18 protein-coding genes are annotated in these 16218 nt (G+C 61.8%); 11 read left to right on the forward strand and 7 right to left on the reverse strand.

The genetic code is table 11. The features are described from left to right. Positions 1-85 precede the first annotated feature (85 nt). Both MN188_RS12785 and fabB read right to left on the reverse strand, forming a co-directional pair. A complete protein-coding gene (locus MN188_RS12785; RefSeq protein WP_242109518.1) occupies positions 86-874 on the reverse strand; it encodes an enoyl-ACP reductase FabI in 789 nt (262 codons plus the stop codon). A gap of 4 nt (positions 875-878) precedes the next feature. Then, on the reverse strand, positions 879-2108 hold the full coding sequence (fabB, locus tag MN188_RS12790) for a beta-ketoacyl-ACP synthase I (protein ID WP_242109520.1): 1230 nt from the start codon (positions 2106-2108) through the stop codon (positions 879-881). 157 nt (positions 2109-2265) lie between these two features. Here fabB and MN188_RS12795 point away from each other — a divergent pair, with 157 nt between their 5' ends. Beyond that, positions 2266-3552 (forward strand): FAD-dependent oxidoreductase, encoded by a 1287-nt coding sequence (locus tag MN188_RS12795; RefSeq protein ID WP_242109521.1) that lies wholly within the window; start codon positions 2266-2268, stop codon positions 3550-3552. 68 nt (positions 3553-3620) lie between these two features. Here the strand turns inward: MN188_RS12795 and fabA are convergent, their stop codons facing one another. Continuing rightward, entirely contained in the window at positions 3621-4130 is a 510-nt protein-coding gene (fabA, locus tag MN188_RS12800; protein ID WP_242109522.1) for a bifunctional 3-hydroxydecanoyl-ACP dehydratase/trans-2-decenoyl-ACP isomerase, read from the reverse strand. Between the two features lie 161 nt (positions 4131-4291). Here fabA and irrA point away from each other — a divergent pair, with 161 nt between their 5' ends. Beyond that, on the forward strand, positions 4292-4708 hold the full coding sequence (gene irrA / locus MN188_RS12805) for an iron response transcriptional regulator IrrA (RefSeq protein ID WP_242109523.1): 417 nt from the start codon (positions 4292-4294) through the stop codon (positions 4706-4708). 216 nt (positions 4709-4924) lie between these two features. On the opposite strand, the gene MN188_RS12810 is transcribed toward irrA, so the two are convergent. Continuing rightward, positions 4925-5353, reverse strand: coding sequence for an FKBP-type peptidyl-prolyl cis-trans isomerase (locus MN188_RS12810; protein ID WP_242109524.1), 429 nt, complete (start codon positions 5351-5353; stop codon positions 4925-4927). A 197-nt stretch (positions 5354-5550) separates the two neighbouring features. Further along, positions 5551-6414 (reverse strand): hypothetical protein, encoded by an 864-nt coding sequence (locus MN188_RS12815; protein ID WP_242109525.1) that lies wholly within the window; start codon positions 6412-6414, stop codon positions 5551-5553. Positions 6415-6572: 158 nt separating this feature from the next. Here MN188_RS12815 and MN188_RS12820 point away from each other — a divergent pair, with 158 nt between their 5' ends. The 6 genes from MN188_RS12820 to MN188_RS12845 all read left to right on the forward strand — a co-directional run bounded on the left by MN188_RS12820 (position 6573) and on the right by MN188_RS12845 (position 11566). After that, positions 6573-7067, forward strand: a complete 495-nt coding sequence (locus MN188_RS12820) for an SRPBCC family protein (protein ID WP_242109526.1) — start codon at positions 6573-6575, stop codon at positions 7065-7067. 75 nt (positions 7068-7142) lie between these two features. Then, positions 7143-7805, forward strand: a complete 663-nt coding sequence (locus MN188_RS12825) for an outer membrane protein (RefSeq protein WP_242109527.1) — start codon at positions 7143-7145, stop codon at positions 7803-7805. A gap of 117 nt (positions 7806-7922) precedes the next feature. Continuing rightward, a complete protein-coding gene (gene miaB, locus MN188_RS12830; protein ID WP_242109529.1) occupies positions 7923-9245 on the forward strand; it encodes a tRNA (N6-isopentenyl adenosine(37)-C2)-methylthiotransferase MiaB in 1323 nt (440 codons plus the stop codon). Between the two features lie 198 nt (positions 9246-9443). Next, positions 9444-10031, forward strand: a complete 588-nt coding sequence (locus MN188_RS12835; RefSeq protein WP_242109531.1) for an OmpA family protein — start codon at positions 9444-9446, stop codon at positions 10029-10031. A gap of 5 nt (positions 10032-10036) precedes the next feature. Continuing rightward, positions 10037-10396 carry a hypothetical protein gene (locus tag MN188_RS12840; RefSeq protein WP_242109533.1) on the forward strand — a complete coding sequence of 120 codons (360 nt, stop codon included), beginning with the start codon at positions 10037-10039 and terminating at the stop codon, positions 10394-10396. 153 nt (positions 10397-10549) lie between these two features. Next, a complete protein-coding gene (locus MN188_RS12845) occupies positions 10550-11566 on the forward strand; it encodes a PhoH family protein (RefSeq protein WP_242109535.1) in 1017 nt (338 codons plus the stop codon). 93 nt (positions 11567-11659) lie between these two features. Here MN188_RS12845 and MN188_RS12850 read toward each other — a convergent pair whose 3' ends face one another. Both MN188_RS12850 and MN188_RS12855 read right to left on the reverse strand, forming a co-directional pair. Beyond that, positions 11660-12313 (reverse strand): Fe2+-dependent dioxygenase, encoded by a 654-nt coding sequence (locus tag MN188_RS12850; protein WP_242109536.1) that lies wholly within the window; start codon positions 12311-12313, stop codon positions 11660-11662. Positions 12314-12317: 4 nt separating this feature from the next. Beyond that, positions 12318-13124 carry a hypothetical protein gene (locus MN188_RS12855; protein ID WP_242109537.1) on the reverse strand — a complete coding sequence of 269 codons (807 nt, stop codon included), beginning with the start codon at positions 13122-13124 and terminating at the stop codon, positions 12318-12320. 150 nt (positions 13125-13274) lie between these two features. Here MN188_RS12855 and ybeY point away from each other — a divergent pair, with 150 nt between their 5' ends. From ybeY to lnt, 3 genes are read left to right on the forward strand one after another with little or no spacing between them, the layout of a single operon-like run. Beyond that, positions 13275-13769, forward strand: coding sequence for an rRNA maturation RNase YbeY (ybeY, locus tag MN188_RS12860; protein ID WP_242109538.1), 495 nt, complete (start codon positions 13275-13277; stop codon positions 13767-13769). 35 nt (positions 13770-13804) lie between these two features. Continuing rightward, a complete protein-coding gene (locus MN188_RS12865; RefSeq protein ID WP_242109539.1) occupies positions 13805-14701 on the forward strand; it encodes a transporter associated domain-containing protein in 897 nt (298 codons plus the stop codon). Continuing rightward, entirely contained in the window at positions 14694-16202 is a 1509-nt protein-coding gene (lnt, locus tag MN188_RS12870) for an apolipoprotein N-acyltransferase (protein WP_242109540.1), read from the forward strand. Before MN188_RS12865 ends, lnt begins: the two co-directional genes overlap by 8 nt. Positions 16203-16218: the final 16 nt, after the last annotated feature.

Consider the following 16218-nt stretch of genomic DNA (forward strand, 5'->3'; position numbering starts at 1 on the left):
GACTGTTCTCTACTTTGCAACAAAGCACCCACGCGGTGATCTCCGCGGGCCTGCCTGCCTGAAGGTCGCGAGCGGTGCTTCCCTCTTACAGGTTCTCGGACTGGGGCATGCCCAGCACGTGATAGCCGCAATCGACGTTGATGATCTCGCCCGAGGTGCAGGCACCGTATTCCGATGCCAGATAGACCGCAGTGCCGCCGATCGCCTCAAGGGTGGCGTTCTGGCGCAAGGGGGCGTTCGCCTCGGTATGGCGGAAAGTCTTGCGCGCGCCGCCAATCGCTGCACCGGCAAGCGTTTTCATCGGGCCGGGGGAAATCGCATTCACGCGGATGCCGTCGGGGCCCAGATCATTGGCCAGATACCGCACCGCGCTTTCCAGGGCCGCCTTGGCCACGCCCATCACATTGTAGAACGGTGTCACCCGGTTCGATCCGCCATAGGTCATGGTCATGATCGTCCCTCCGTCCGTCATCAGCGGCGCGATGCGCCGGGTGACTTCGATCAGGGAATAACAGCTGATGTCGAGCGAATTCTTGAAGTTGTCGCGCGAGGTGTCGACGAAGCGACCGGTCAACTCGTTCTTGTCGGAAAAGGCGATGGCGTGGACCAGGAAATCGACCCGGTCCCAGCGCGCGGCAAGTTCGTCAAAGCCCTTGTCCAGCGCCGCGTCGTCGGTCACGTCCATGTCGACCAGGAAATCCGATCCGACACTTTCGGCAAGCGGCTTTACCCGCTGCCCGAACGCGTCCCCCTGATAGGAAAAGGCCAGCTCTGCGCCTTCGTCGGCCAGCGCCTTGGCAATGCCCCAAGCGATCGAACGCTGATTGGCAACGCCCATGATCAGGCCACGTTTTCCCTGCATCAAACCGGACATGTGCTTACCCCTTGAACTTGCTCAGAAGCATTGAGCCATTGGTGCCGCCAAAGCCGAAGCTGTTGGTCATGACCGTATCCAGCCCGGCGTTATCGACCCGTGCGGTCGCAATCTCTTCCGGCTTCAGCGCCGGGTCCAGGTCCTCGACATTGATCGAGGGCGCGATGAAGTCGTTTTCCAACATCAACAGGCAATAGACGGCCTCTTGTGCGCCGGTGGCGCCCTGGCTGTGACCAGTCATGGATTTGGTGGAGCTGATCGGCGGGGTGGTGTCTTCGCCGAACACGCGGCGCACCGCTTCGACTTCGCCCACGTCGCCAACAGGCGTCGAGGTGCCGTGCGCGTTGATGTACCCGACCTTGCGATCGTCGGCCAAGCTGTCCAGTGCCAGACGCATGGCGCGCTCGCCGCCTTCGCCCGAAGGCGCGACCATGTCGGCCCCGTCCGAGGTGGCGCCATAGCCAGTGACTTCGGCATAGACTTTCGCACCACGGGCCTGTGCGTGCTCCAGGTCTTCCAGCACCAGGATCGCGCCGCCGCCACCGATGACAAACCCGTCGCGGTTGGCGTCGAAGGCGCGCGAGGCTTTTTCCGGTGTGTCGTTATACTTGGACGACATCGCGCCCATCGCGTCGAACAGGCAGGACAGGGTCCAGTCCAGTTCCTCGCCGCCGCCAGCAAACATTACGTCCTGTTTGCCCATCATGATCTGTTCCGCCGCATTGCCGATGCAATGAAGCGAGGTCGAGCAGGCCGAGGTGATCGAATAATTGATGCCCTTGATCTGGAACGCGGTCGCCAGGTTCGCGGAAATCGTCGAACCCATGCATTTGGGTACCGCGAACGGGCCGATCCGCTTGGTCGCGCCGGTTTTCAGCACCGTCTGGTGGGCTGCAAACATCGCGCTGGTCGACGGGCCGCCGGACCCTGCGATCAGGCCAGTGCGCGTGTTCACCACGTCGTCCTCGCCCAGACCTGCATCGGCAATCGCCTGGGTCATGGCGATATGGGCATAGGCTGCCCCGGGTCCCATGAAGCGCAAGGTGCGCTTGTCGACATGCGCGGTGATATCGATGTCGGGCATCCCGGCGATCTGGCTGCGAAAGCCGTGTTCGACCATATCCGCATTGGCTTTGATGCCGGATTTTCCAGCCTTGAGCGAGGCCAGAACCTCATCTTTGTTGTTCCCAATAGCGGACACGATGCCCAGACCTGTAACGACGACACGACGCATGCGTGGCCTCCTTCAATTATGCTTAAGCCTGTGTAGGACAGGCGGGGGATGGGGGCAAGGTAACTTGGGGTGCGCTTCATGGCTTGGAGACGCAATTGAAATGTGTACCCTGCATCAAGAGCTTGGACCCGAAAGGGCGGTCACGGGGGGCGAACCAATGGCGGATCAACAGGAAAACACGGATGTTCTGGTCATCGGTGGCGGCACCGCGGGCTTTGGCGCGGCGGTTGCGGCGGGGCGGCAGGGGCTGCGCGTCGTCCTGTTGGAGGCGACAAGCAAGGTTGGCGGCGTCATGGCTTTCTGCCCGGGCATGCCCTGGGGTGGCGGATATCCGGTTGACCGGATCATCGGCGGGCTGATGGAAGAGCTGACAACGCGCCTGATGGCGCTGGACCCGCCCGCCGCTGAAAAACGTCCCTGCACGTTGGAAAACTTCGGGCCGGAAATCCTGTATGACCACGACATCGCAACCTTGACGATGTTCGAGATGCTGGAGGAGGCCGGGGTGCAGACCCGGCTGAACACCACCGCCATCGCGCCGCAGATGAACAGAACGCGGATCGAGGCGGTCACCTGTTTCGACCGCAACGGCCCCTTCACCATACGCCCCCGCATTGTCATCGACTGTTCCGGGGATGGTGATATCTCTGCCAAGGCAGGCGTGCCCTATACGCTGGGTGACGCGGGCGGCAACATGATGGCGGTGACGATCTCGTTCCACATGGTGGGCGTCGATTGGGATCAGGCCTTTGCCGGGACGGACCCGTATTTCCGCGGCTACGCCGCCAAAGGCGTGGCCGAGGGGCGGCTGCACCCCGACCTTGCCAAGCTCTACCTGATGAAGGCGTTCCACGAAGGGTCGGTGTTCTGCAACTCGGTCCATGTGCGCGGGGTTGATGGCACCGATCCGGGTGCGGTGGGGGCCGCAACCCAGGAAGGGCGGCGACAGTGTCACCAACTGGCCAGGTTCCTGCGCGACGAGGTGCCTGGGTTTGAAGGCGCGCATATGTCCATGCTGTCCCCCACTGTCGGAGTGCGCGAGACACGCAAGCTCGAAGGCGTCTACCGCGTGACCGGCGCAGACCTGGCCAGGGGCACGAAGTTCCCCGACGGGATCGTCGCTTGCGACAACCCCGTCGACGACGTGATGCGTGCGGACGCCAGCATGACCCATGACGCGGTGATCGAGGCGGGCAGTTACTATACGATCCCCTTCCGATCGCTGATTCCGGCGGGCGTGTCCAACCTGATGTTCGCGGGTCGCATCCTGTCGGCGGATGACGTGGCCTTTGCGTCGGTGCGCGGTATGCCGCAATGCATGGCGATGGGGCAGGCGACGGGCACGGCGGCGGGCCTGGCCCTTGCCGAAGATTGTTCCGTGCAAGAGATCAACCTTGTCCGGCTTGTCACCGCGCTGCGGCAGCAAGGCGTCAACCGGATATGAAAAACCCCGCAGAGGGCAAAGCCGCTGCGGGGTCTTGAAGCGATGGTCAGCGACATACGTCGCCCCGCTCAGCTCTCGCTGAGTGCCACCTTCATGTCCTTGACCTCATAGATCACTTCGCCGTCCGCTTCGACGATGCCATCGGCGACACCCATGGTCAGGCGGCGCGTCTGGATCGCCTTGGTGAAGTCGATCTTGTAGGTCAGCATCTTGCGATCAGGGCGCACCATGCCCTTGAGCTTGACCTCACCCACACCCAGCGCATAGCCGCGCCCCTGCCAGCCGCGCCAGCCCAGGTTGAAGCCGGTCAGCTGCCACAGACCATCCAGGCCCAGACAGCCAGGCATAATCGGGTTGCCGGGGAAGTGGCAGTCGAAGAACCACAGGTCGGGTTTGATGTCGAACTCGGCCAGGATGTGGCCCTTGCCATGTGCGCCGCCATCGGCCGAGATGTCGGTGATCCGGTCCATCATCAGCATGGGCGGTTCGGGAAGCTGCGCGTTGCCGGGGCCGAAAAGCTCCCCGCGTGCGCATTTCAAAAGATCGTCCCGGTCAAAGCTTGTCGGAAAGTCCGCCATTCGGTGAAGCCCCATATCTTGTGTTATTACCCTGACTTCCCTCTATCACCCGCGTGGAGTCCGGCGCAAGGGCAGGGACAGCGCGGCAAACCAGCGCGAAACTTGTGTCGGGGGGGCAAAAGGCACTATATTCAGGCGTGAAAGCGAAGCGAGGCCGCATCATGTCCGGCAACATCAGCCCCACCAGCACGACCTGGCTGTCCGAAGCAGAGCTGCGCCCGACCCGTCAACGGTTGGCGCTGGCCGAGCTTTTGGTCGGGGACGGGCAACACCGGCACGTCACAGCGGAAAGCCTTTATGAGGCGTCGCGCGCGTCTGGGGAAAAGGTGTCTTTGGCGACGGTCTACAACACGCTCAAGGTGTTTTCCGGCGCTGGGCTATTGCGGGAGATCACGGTGAATGGGGCGAAAAGCTATTTCGATACCAACACGTCGAACCACCCGCATTTCTTCTGGGAAGACAGCGAGGAGCTGATGGACGCGCCGGCCGACGACCTGAAGATCGCGCGATTGCCCGATGCCCCGAAAGGGGCGGAGGTGTCCAAGGTCGATGTGGTGATCCGGCTGCGCCGCACTTGACGGGATGACAGCAGACCGGGAGGCGGTGTCCGCATGCGCAGCATGCGCCCTCCTCTACGTCAAATTATTCAAATAATTTGCACCTGCGGGGCGGTGGCTGAATTTCGAAGAAATTCAGGGCCCAGCGCAGCTCCCACCCATTGCGGGGCTGCGAAGGGGGCGGACGGTGTGCCATCCCACCCCGCTGCGCCGGGCCATCGTTTGTTCGGCGTACGTTTACCCGATCGAAATCAGTTCGAAATCGAACACCAGTTCTTTACCAGCCAGGAAATGGTTGGCGTCCAGTGTGACCTGTTCATCGGTCACGATCGTCACGGTCACCGGCATTGCCTGGCCCTGCGGGTTGCGCATTTCCAGCTGGATGCCGACCTCAAGCGGGATTTCCGCCGGGATTTCGCCGCGCGGCACTTCCATAATGCCTTGCGGGTCATGCGGGCCATAGGCCTCTTCGGCCGGGATGTTCACGACCTTTTTGTCACCCGCCACCATGCCGGGCAGTTCCTTGTCCAGACCGGGGATGATCTGGCCCGAGCCCACGGTAAATTCCAGCGGGTCGCGACCTTCGGAGCTGTCGAACACGGTGCCGTCGGTCAGGCTGCCTTTGTAATGGATGCTGACTTTGTCACCGGATTTTACTGCGGTCATGAGATGCCCTCGTCTGTCTGTGTGCAATGAACGAGGCCGGTCCGCCGGGTGCTCGTATGAGAAGCGCGGCAGAATAAGGGGCGAGGCAGGGATGTAAACCGGTTAGTCGTCGCAAGTCACCGGGGCAGAAAAACACAGGCCCTCACCACGCCCATGCGATCACGGGAAACAGGAAGTTTCCACCGCCAATCAACGGCTCAGAACCATTGTCCCGGTTCCATCAGTCCCAGATCCAGAAGCTGTTGTGACGACCAGTCGAATTCGGTCGAGTTGTGCCATTTGAACGTGTGAATGTCGAAGGTCGATCCGGCGTTCGATTTCAACGCCTTGGCGGTGCGGAAGCTGGCGATGGCCACAGTGATGTTGTGGTGCCACGGGCAGGCATAGGTGTTGTATTCTTCGTCGTTGAACGTGTGGTCGGGGCGCAGGCGCAGGCCCTTTTTGGCGCGAAACAGTGAAATGCGGTCGATCTTGCGGCGCGGGGCGGGGATGTGTTCCTCAAACCGCCAGCGCAGCCCACCGAAGAAGTCCAGCTGGCGTTCCTTTGGGTGCCCATCCACCCCCGGTCGCCCCAGCGCATAATATCCGGATTTGTCCATCCAGGCATGTTCCAACGACACGGCGTTGGGGTGTTTGTCGAGGTCGTCGGCATAGAGGTCAACCACATAGGTCAGCACTGCACTACGCCGCTCTTCGGTGTGGAAGGCCAGCAATTCGCTGATGTTGCGGTCCTCGCAGAACGGGTGGAACAGGTATTCGGCGTTGAAGCAATAATACAGCCACAACCCGTCAGCCGCATCGATGACCTTGTTCATCGCGTGCAGCAGGGCATTGTCTGCCGACATGTCATAGGTGATGCGGTGGATTTCACCCTCCAAGTCGTCGGGCAGGGACAGTTCGTCGGGCGCGAACAAAAGCACCTGCGTGAAACCCGCAAGCTGGTGATGGCGCACGGTGGTATCGACCTCGATCAGATCTTCGGCAAAGATCATAGCCACGGGCCCCTTGGCCAGCGTGTCTTTGCCGGTTTTCAGAAATTCCGAAAGCGAACCGTATCGCATGTTTTGCCCCTTACGTGCCCATCTCACTGCAACGTGGTTAAAAATCCATGAAAGTCAGGCGGTTTGCAAGAGTGACCGAAGGGTTGCGGCCGTGCTACCCTGCCATAACCCCTACACGCAGGACCGCGCCGGGGATTGAACCCGAGGGAGGGGCTGAGATGGGCGAGTTGCCGACATTCAAGCTGGAGCGCAGTTTCAAGGCGTCGAAAGAGCAGGTTTGGGCGGCCTGGACCGATCCCGCGTTAATCCCGCAATGGTATGGGCCGGGCGTGACCTCGATCGTGCATTCGCTTGACCTGAGCCCCGGCGGGGCGTGGTGCCATGAAATGCGAATGGGCGACAACGGCTTCTTTCAGCGCGCGCAATATACCGAAGTTACTCCTCATGATCGGCTTGTCTGGGTGCATTCCAACACCGACGCAGAGTGGAATATCATCGCCAATCCGATGATGCCGGATTGGCCGCGCGAGCTTTTGACAATCGTGACCTTCGTTGAAAAGGACGGCCAGACTGATGTCTGCCTGACCTGGACCCCGCATATGGCCAGCGCGGCCGAGATCGCCTGTTTTGACGGGGCCATCGCCGGTATGGCCAAAGGATGGAACGCGGGTATGGACCTGTTGGAGCAGATGTTGGCCACGCAACAGGCCTGATCAAGGTCTGTTCCCGCAGCGCTGTACCGAATGTAAAGCATTGCGCATCTGTGGTAAAATGCGGGTGAAAGGGAGGTGAGTCTTGTGAAGCACCTTGCTCTTGTGACCTGTCTTGCATTCAGCATTGCCGCGAGTTTTCCTCTGTCAGGGTTTTCAGAAGCAGCGGGTCCTGTATCAGGTGGTGCACCCGTCTCCACGAGTGCGGCACCAGCGCAGGGCTGGGTTGGTTTCTATGCCGGGCTGAGCGCCACGTCGAACATGTCGGGCGATGTGAATTACTTCACCGATGGTGCGCTGTCTGACGGGCCGTGGTCGGTCACCGGTAGTCAGATTGGCGTTTTCGCAGGTTACAATCACCAGATCGGCCTGATTGTTCTGGGCGGAGAAGTGGCCTATGGCGCAGGCGATGTCGCGATGACCGCCTTCCCGGAGTTTCGATATACCGATATGACCGACTTGAAACTTCGCGTGGGATACGGTGGTGACCGGCTGCTTCCTTATGCCTTTGCGGGATATACCGTCGGCACGTGGGACGACCCGTCCTTTGGGGCGCCGGTGTCAGCGTCGGGTATGATGTATGGTTTGGGCATGGACATCAAACTGACCGACCGACTGTTTGCCGGGGTGGACTATACGCTGCGTGATCTGACGTCCGATCGTAACCCAGCGCTAGGTGATGTGAACGTGAGCAAATCCACCCTGTCGTCGATCGGCCTTCGGATCGGCCTCAACTTCTGAGGTCAGGGACATGGGCAACAGCGCGTGGTTGTACTTTGTGCCCGTCCCCGCCACACATTGCGACCGGCGCGCCTTTGCTGTAGGACGCCGCCCTGATCCAGATGGGAAGCGCGCGACATGTCCGATCCGAAAAAACTCTTCATCCGCACCTATGGTTGCCAGATGAATGTCTATGACAGTGAACGCATGGCCGAAGCGCTGGGCGCCGATGGCTATGTCGAAACCGACAGCCCGGATGACGCGGACATGATCCTGCTGAACACCTGCCACATTCGTGAAAAGGCGGCGGAAAAGGTGTATTCCGAGCTGGGGCGCTACAAGGGTCTGAAGGCGGACAACCCCGACCTGAAAATCGGCGTGGCCGGTTGCGTTGCCCAGGCCGAAGGCGAAGAGATCATGCGCCGCCAGCCGATGGTGGACCTGGTGGTCGGGCCGCAAACCTATCACCGCCTGCCTGAGATGATGAAGACGGTGGCCGAGGGGCAAAAGGCGCTGGATACCGATTTCCCCGAAGAGGACAAGTTCGAGCACCTGCCCAAGCGCCCGCTGCCCAACCGCAACCCGACCGCGTTCCTGACCGTTCAGGAAGGCTGCGACAAGTTCTGCGCCTTTTGCGTGGTGCCCTATACCCGTGGCGCCGAAGTCAGCCGCCCAGTCGATCGCATCCTGCGCGAGGCGCGCGATCTGGTCGAACGCGGGGTGAAGGAAATCACCCTGCTTGGGCAGAACGTGAATGCCTATCACGGTGCCGGCGCGGATGGCGACTGGACCCTGGCCCGGTTGATCTGGGCGTTGAACGACGTGGACGGGTTGGAGCGTATCCGCTTTACCACCAGCCACCCGAACGACATGGACGACGCCCTGATCGCCGCGCATGGGGAATGCGAAAAACTGATGCCTTATCTGCATCTTCCGGTGCAGTCGGGATCGGACAAGATCCTGAAACGAATGAACCGGTCGCACACTGCCGAAAGCTATCTGAAGCTGATCGACCGTATCCGGGAGGCGCGACCAGATATCCTGATCTCGGGTGATTTCATCGTCGGCTTTCCTGAAGAGACCGATCAAGATTTCGAATACACGATGTCGCTGATCCGCGCAGTGCAATACGGCCAGGCCTTCAGCTTCAAATACTCCACCCGCCCAGGCACCCCCGCTGCCGAGCGCGCGCAGGTCGACGACGCCCTGGCGTCCGAGCGGCTGTATCGCCTGCAAGCCCTGATCACCGAGCAACAGCGCGCGGTGCAGAATGCGATGGTGGGGCAGGAAGTCGGCGTTCTATTCGAAAAACCGGGGCGCCTGGACGGGCAGATGGTAGGCAAATCCGACCATTTGCACGCCGTCCACGTGACTGCCGAAGGCATTGCAAAGGGCGACCTTCGCCGGGTCAGAATCACCGACAGCGGACCGAACTCTCTTGGTGGTGTTCTGATCCCATAGGCCCAAATGAATTGTGGCCAATGTGTGACCTCCGGATGACAATTCTGCGCAACACCTCGGACTGTCGCCGAACGAGGCACAATATATGGTAAAAGCGTATTCACTTGCGCGTGAATTCGGGTAAAGTCACCCCCACATCGTGACACGCTGGCCCGCGGTGCAATTGTCGTGGGGCCACCGATCATATGGGGGATTGTGGTGAAGAATTTTGGCAAAGCTTTCGCCAAGCTGCAAGGAGCGGTCGCCGGAACGGCCGCCGTCGTGGCGTTGGTGCTTGGAACGGGTCTGGCTCCGGCTGAGGCTCAGAACGCTCCGTCCGTTTCGGGCAAGGTGAACTGGGGCATGTGGATCGACGATGACGGCTGCATGCACTGGTGGGCTGATGGGGGTCTTGAGGGCTACATGGTGGACCGGGTGAACCCGAAGACCGGTAAACCCGTCTGTCTGAAGCGCAACCGCTGCCTGTCGGAAAACACTGACACGCTGTTCAAGACCGACAGTCACCGCCTGACGGCCCACGGCCGCGCGCGTCTGGCTCAATTCTTCCAGGGCGCTGGTGCCTTCGGCTATGCCATCTATGGCCACACCGATGCCCGCGCGTCGGACGAATACAACATGCGCTTGTCGCAGCGCCGTGCGAAGTCGGTGGCCGATGTGGCCCGCTCCGTCGGTGCCGTCGTGCAGCGTGAAATCGGCTACGGCGAGCGTCAGCCGGTCGCAACCAACTCGACGGCGGAAGGCATGCGGCAGAACCGCCGTGTCGAAGTCGTCTGCTACACGTGGTGATCGCTATGACGAAACGTATTTTCCCCGCCATGATTCTTGGCTCTGCGCTGCTTTTGTCGGCCTGTGTCTCGGGCAACGGCCTGACGCCTTATGTTGGCAACCCGAACTCGGTGATTGCCACCAATCAGGATGGCGGCTCGGACAAGGCCAACATCATCGATGGCGAAGCTGCCGTGGTCTATGACCCCGATGGCTGCCAGAACTGGATGATCGATGACGGTCTGGAAGGCTATGCCGGACGCCGCTATGATCCAGTGACCGGTCTGCCAGTGTGCGACAACCAATATGCGCCGGGCACTGTTGTTGGCCAATACCAGTCGTCCAACCCGGGCATCCGCGACTACGTTCCCCATAACGGGAACTGAGCCGCCCCCGTCGGAAGAACCAAATTCGGGCCGTTGGAGCAATCCAGCGGCCCTTTTTCGTGCCAAACGCGTGACAATTTGCCCATGCCCCTTGCGCCCGGCCCCGGTGCTTGGCACGATCAGGGAACAGGCACATTCAGACCGGAGACATCCTTGGGCACCGACGCGCTGAGCAAAGCAGCCACCCCGGAACAGGTTCACGAAACCCTTCTGGAATTCCCCGACAATCGTTTGTTGATCGACCTGTGTGGCGAGTTTGACCGCAACCTGGCGCAAATCGAACATCAGATGTCCGTGCAGATCATCCGCAGGGGCAATCAGCTGGCCGTGATCGGCGATGGCGACGCGCGTGGTCAGGCGGCGGCGGTGCTGCAGGGGCTGTATCAACGACTGGAAACCGGCCGCGCGATCGAAGCGGGCGACATCGACGGCGAAATCCGCATGGGCCCGTCGCAGGCCAACACAGGCACCCGCGACGGCGACCAGATGGAGATGTTCAAGGGCGGACATGTCGAGATCAAGACCCGCAAGAAGTTGGTCGAACCCCGCACCGAGGGGCAGAAGGCCTATGTGAAAAGTCTGTTCAACAAGTCTCTGGCTTTCGGCATCGGCCCGGCCGGCACCGGCAAGACCTATCTGGCCGTGGCAGTGGGGGTGAACATGTTCATCGGCGGCCATGTCGACAAGATCATCCTGAGCCGTCCGGCGGTCGAGGCGGGGGAGAAGCTGGGATATCTGCCCGGCGATATGAAGGACAAGGTCGACCCCTATATGCAGCCGCTTTATGACGCGCTGGGGGATTTCCTGCCCGCAAAACAGGTGGCGAAACTGATCGAGGAGAAGCGGATCGAGATTGCGCCGCTGGCCTTCATGCGTGGCCGGACCCTGTCCAATGCCTTCGTCGTGCTGGATGAGGCACAGAACGCGACCACGATGCAGATGAAGATGTTCCTGACCCGTTTGGGCGAGGGCAGCCGCATGGTCATCACAGGCGACCGCAGTCAGGTTGACTTGCCGCGCGGCGTCAACAGCGGGTTGCATGACGCGGAACGGCTTCTGGACGGTATCAAGGAAATCTCTTTCAACTACTTCACGTCCAAGGATGTGGTGCGCCATCCTCTGGTGGCGAAAATCATTGAGGCCTATGACGCCGCGGACCCCGCCAAATAGGCACTTCCAACAGGGGCGCCGTGCGGCGCGCAGGTTGCTTTCCGTTCAGGCCACGGAGGCCTTGGGGCTGTGCCCCAAACCCCGGTGTTCCGATCAACTGGCCCACATACGCAACAGGTTTGTGCGCGTTTTAGACAGGGTCAGAATCTGTTCGCTGTCGCCTGCGGCCTCGGCCCGGGACAGGGCGTGGGCCAGATCGAACAGCACCTCCCGCTGGGCCGGGTCGCGCACCCAACTGGTGATCCAGCCGATCACCACAAGCCGCGTGCCGTCACTGACCGGGTTCACCCTGTGCAGGGTGGTTGACGGGTAGAGCAACGCCTGACCCGGTTCGAGTTTGAAGGCGCGATCTTCGACCCGGTCGACGATCACCAACTCACCGCCTTGGTAGCTGTCGGGATCGCTCAGAAACAGAGTGAAAGACAGGTCGGCGCGCTGGCCTGCGATGAGCGCGTTGTCGACGTGGTCGCCATAGTGCTGCCCGGGTCCGGTCCGGGTGAGCATGAGCTTGGCAAAGGCGCGGGGCAGGGCGGCTGCCTGAAAGGTCGGGTCAGCCTCCAGGCGGCGCTCGACCATGTCTAGCAAAGCGTCGCGATCGTGCGAGGCGGCGGCTTGGGCATTGTCCTTTACCGCTTTCGCGATGCGCCCGGCGGTGCGTTTTCCGTCTTCAAAAGGCAGCGCCAGGGCCGCGTTGCGCACGGCTTGAATTTCGCCGGGCTTGAACAGGTTCTTCAGAACGATTGGCATCGGGTCAGCGCAGCCGCAGGGCGATGATTTCGATCCAGGCGGCCGCACCCGCCAGAGACGACGGGTCGGAGGAGGCGGTGTCGGCAGTCAGGCCGGGGTAGAGCACCTCAAGCCCGTCCATCTGCTCCAACGCGTCGCGGCCAGCTTTTACCAGATTGGCGTCCGCGCCGTCCGCCAGAAGTTGGGCGCGGTGGCGGGCAGTCTCAAGAAACCCCCAGCTGTCGCGGTATTCGATGGCAACCTCGACGCGACCCTCGTCCACCCCGCCTTCGTATTCAGCGGCGGCGAGGGCCACCAGGTTGCGGATCGCCAGCACCTGTTCGCGCGCCGGGGCCTGTGCGGCGGTGGCGGTTCGGGTCAGGGCGGCCAAAAGCGCGTCCAGTGTGGCAGTCACATCGGCGTCAGGCGCGTCATTGGCGATGGCATGCAGGAAGGCGTCGGCCTCGATGGAAAATCCGGGCGCGTCGTAGTGCGTCAGCGCTTCTTCGATATCCTCATAAAAGGCATGGTGCGACATCTCTAAGTGTTCACGTGCAGCGTCCTGATTGCCTTCAAGAAACAACGTGGCGGCAATCCGGTAAGTGCCTTCGAAATAGCCAAGCTGGGTCAGAAAAACCGAAGGGCCGTCGCTCATCTCAATGCCGGCTTCCCCGGCCTCGCCCCCTTCGCCGCCAGCAGCGAGGGCAGGAGCGGCAAGCGGGTTGGCGACTGGGGCCAAGTCGGCCACTGCGAAGCCAGCCACGACAAGGGTACTTGCAAGGGTGACATTGCGCGGGGTGACACGGCGGACGGGTCTGTTCTCAGTGGTCATGAGGGCCTCGGCAGTAGAAGCTGACTTTTTTTGTCAGATACGTCGTGTGCGCAGGCGTGTCAACCGGGGCGATTTTCGTGGAAGGCCCCTGCGATGCCTTCTATCATCTGCCGCGTGTCTCGGGGTCGCCCCGGATCAGGAGGACGCAAAATGGCAGTCGATGTGATCGAAGAAGACGCCCGCTGGACCGAGGCGGGGTTGGAGGCGTTGTCAGACCGGGCCATAGCGGCGGTCGAGGCGCATATGGGGCTGGATGGCGAAGTCTTCGAAACCGTCGTGATGGGTTGCGACGATGCGCGCATTGCCGAGTTGAACGGAGAATTCCGCGCCAAGGGGCAGGCGACCAACGTGCTTTCCTGGCCCGGCGAGGAGCGCGCGGCGGAAAGCCCCGGCGCTTCGCCTGCGCTGCCCGACCCCGATGGCGCAGACATCGAGCTTGGCGATATCGCCATCGCCTATGAGACCTGCGTGCGAGAGGCTGCGGAACAAGGCAAGGATTTCCAGGCCCATGTGACCCATCTTCTGGTCCATGGCATGCTGCACCTGTTGGGTTATGACCACATCCACGACAAAGATGCCGCCTTGATGGAGCGGTTGGAGGTGGAAATACTTGGCAAACTGGGTCTTTCGGACCCATATGGGTGAAGAAAGGCGCAATTCCGCGCCGACGGAAAGGACCTATGGGCGACAATAGCGACGGATCCTCTAACGCAGCGCACGGCGCGCGCGAAGAGGCAGAGGACAGACACAGCGGCTTTTTCAGCCGCATCATCGGGGCGCTCAGCCCATCTGATACCGGCGAGAAGGTCCCTCAGGATCCCTCCAGCATGAACGGCAACGCGACGAACGTGCCCCCGGGCATGGTCAACCTGCGACGGTTGCGGCTGGAAGACGTGGCGATCCCAAAATCCGAGATCGTCTCGGTGTCCGCCGACATCAAGATGGCCAGACTGGTCGAACGGTTCCGGGAAAGCGGGCTGACGCGGTTGCCGGTCTATGATGGCACGCTGGACACGCCGATCGGGCTGATCCACCTGAAGGACTTTGTTCTGGCACACGGGTTTTCCGGGTCGGGTGATCGCTTTGACCTGCGCAAGCTGTTGCGCCCGCTTCTGTATGCGCCGCCGTCGATGCCGATCGGTGTGCTGCTGCAAAAAATGCAGGCCGACCGTATCTATATGGCGTTGGTGATCGACGAATATGGTGGTGTGGACGGGTTGGTCACGATCGAGGACCTGATCGAACAGGTGATCGGTGAGATTGAGGACGAGCACGACCTTGAGGAAGGCACGCTGTGGGTCAAGGAAAAGCCCGGCTGCTATCTGGCCGAGGCGAAGGCACCGTTGGATGAGTTCGAGGCCGAGATCGGTATGCGCCTGCATGGCGAGGGTGAGGACGACGACGAGGTCGGAACCCTGGGCGGCCTGGTGTTCCTGCTGTCCGGCCACGTTCCGGCGCGTGGCGAAATGATTCCGCATCCCGAGGGGGTGGAATTCGAAGTTGTCGATGCCGACCCGCGCCGGATCAAACGGCTGCGCGTGCGCCTACCTGGCGGCCCCGGTGGGGTGGATGTTTGACGCGAGCCTCACTCGGATTGCCGCGCGGCCACGTTTGAGCCTGCTGGCCGGGCTGACCGCCGGGATCGTGGCCGCGATGGGGCAGGCGCCGTTCGGATTTCCCCCGGCGCTGGTGTTGGGCCTGTTCTTCGGCTTTGCCCTGTTTCGTGCCGCGCGTGACGCGCGCCATGCGGCCGTGTTGGGCTGGGCGTTGGGGGCCGGGTATTTCGGTCTGACGCTGACCTGGATTGTGCAGCCTTTTCTTGTCGATCTTGCCCGCCATGGATGGATGGCACCCTTCGCCTTGATCCTGATGGCCGGCGGGCTTGCGCTTTTTTGGGGCGCGGGGGCGGCCATGGCCAGATGGCTGACACCGCGGCCATACGGTTGGATCGCCTGGCCAGTCGCGCTGTCGACAGCCGAGCTTGCCCGTGGCGCATTGTTCACCGGGTTCCCTTGGGGCGAGCCGGGGTTGGCCTGGGTGGATACCCCTGTAGCGCAGCTTGGCGCCTACGTCGGCACCTCTGGTCTGACTTTCCTGAGCTTTCTGTTGGCGGCAGCGCTTTACGCCGCACTGCACGCGCCGCGTCGTGGCGTGATGACGGCCACTGCGGCGGCCTTTTTTTTCGTGGCGTTGGGGCTTGGCGTCCTGCGGGGGCAGGGGCCGGTTGAAAATACGGGCAAAACCGTACGTCTGATCCAGCCCAACGCGCCGCAGCACCTGAAATGGCACCCAGATTACGCCCTGGAATTTCTGGACCGGGCGCTGGACCTGACCGCCGAACCCGGCACGCCGGATCTGGTGATCTGGCCCGAGACCTCGGTCCCGTATCTGTTGGACAATACCGGCAACTTGCTGTCCGAGATTGCCGCCACCGCCGCGCCGGCCCCTGTGGTTCTGGGCATTCAGCGCGGTGAAGGCGGCCGCTATATGAATTCGATGGTCGCACTGGATGTAAATGGCGGGGTGAGCGCGATTTATGACAAGCATCACCTGGTGCCCTTCGGGGAATACACCCCCGGCGGCGGGCTGTTGCACCGGCTAGGCCTGCGTGGGTTCGCGGCGCAATACGGGTCCGGCTATTTCCCCGGTCCGGGCGCCACGGTTCTCGATCTTGGCCCTATGGGAAAGGCGCTGTCGCTGATCTGCTATGAGGCGATCTTTGCCCGCGACTTGCGCGCGGCCCCCGAGCGTGCGGACTGGATCCTTCAGATCACCAATGACGCCTGGTTCGGTACCTTCTCCGGGCCGCAACAGCATCTGGTTCAGGCCCGGATGCGTGCGATTGAAATGGGGCTGCCTTTCGTACGCGCCGCAAACACCGGCATTTCCGCCGTGATTGACCCGTTCGGGCGGATCACTGCCGCCGTGGGTCTGAACCGCACAGGTAAACTTGACGCGGCCCTTCCCGCGCCCTTTCCCGAAACGCTATATGCGCGCCGTGGTGACGCTTTGTTGATGATTGGTCTGATACTTGCGGCGGCGGGTCTGTTCCTGCGACGCGGCACAATTCCGGATTGACCGACGCGCGGCGTCC

The sequence above is a fragment of the Aliiroseovarius subalbicans genome (genome assembly GCF_022678625.1).
GTDB classification, from domain to species: domain Bacteria; phylum Pseudomonadota; class Alphaproteobacteria; order Rhodobacterales; family Rhodobacteraceae; genus Aliiroseovarius_A; species Aliiroseovarius_A subalbicans.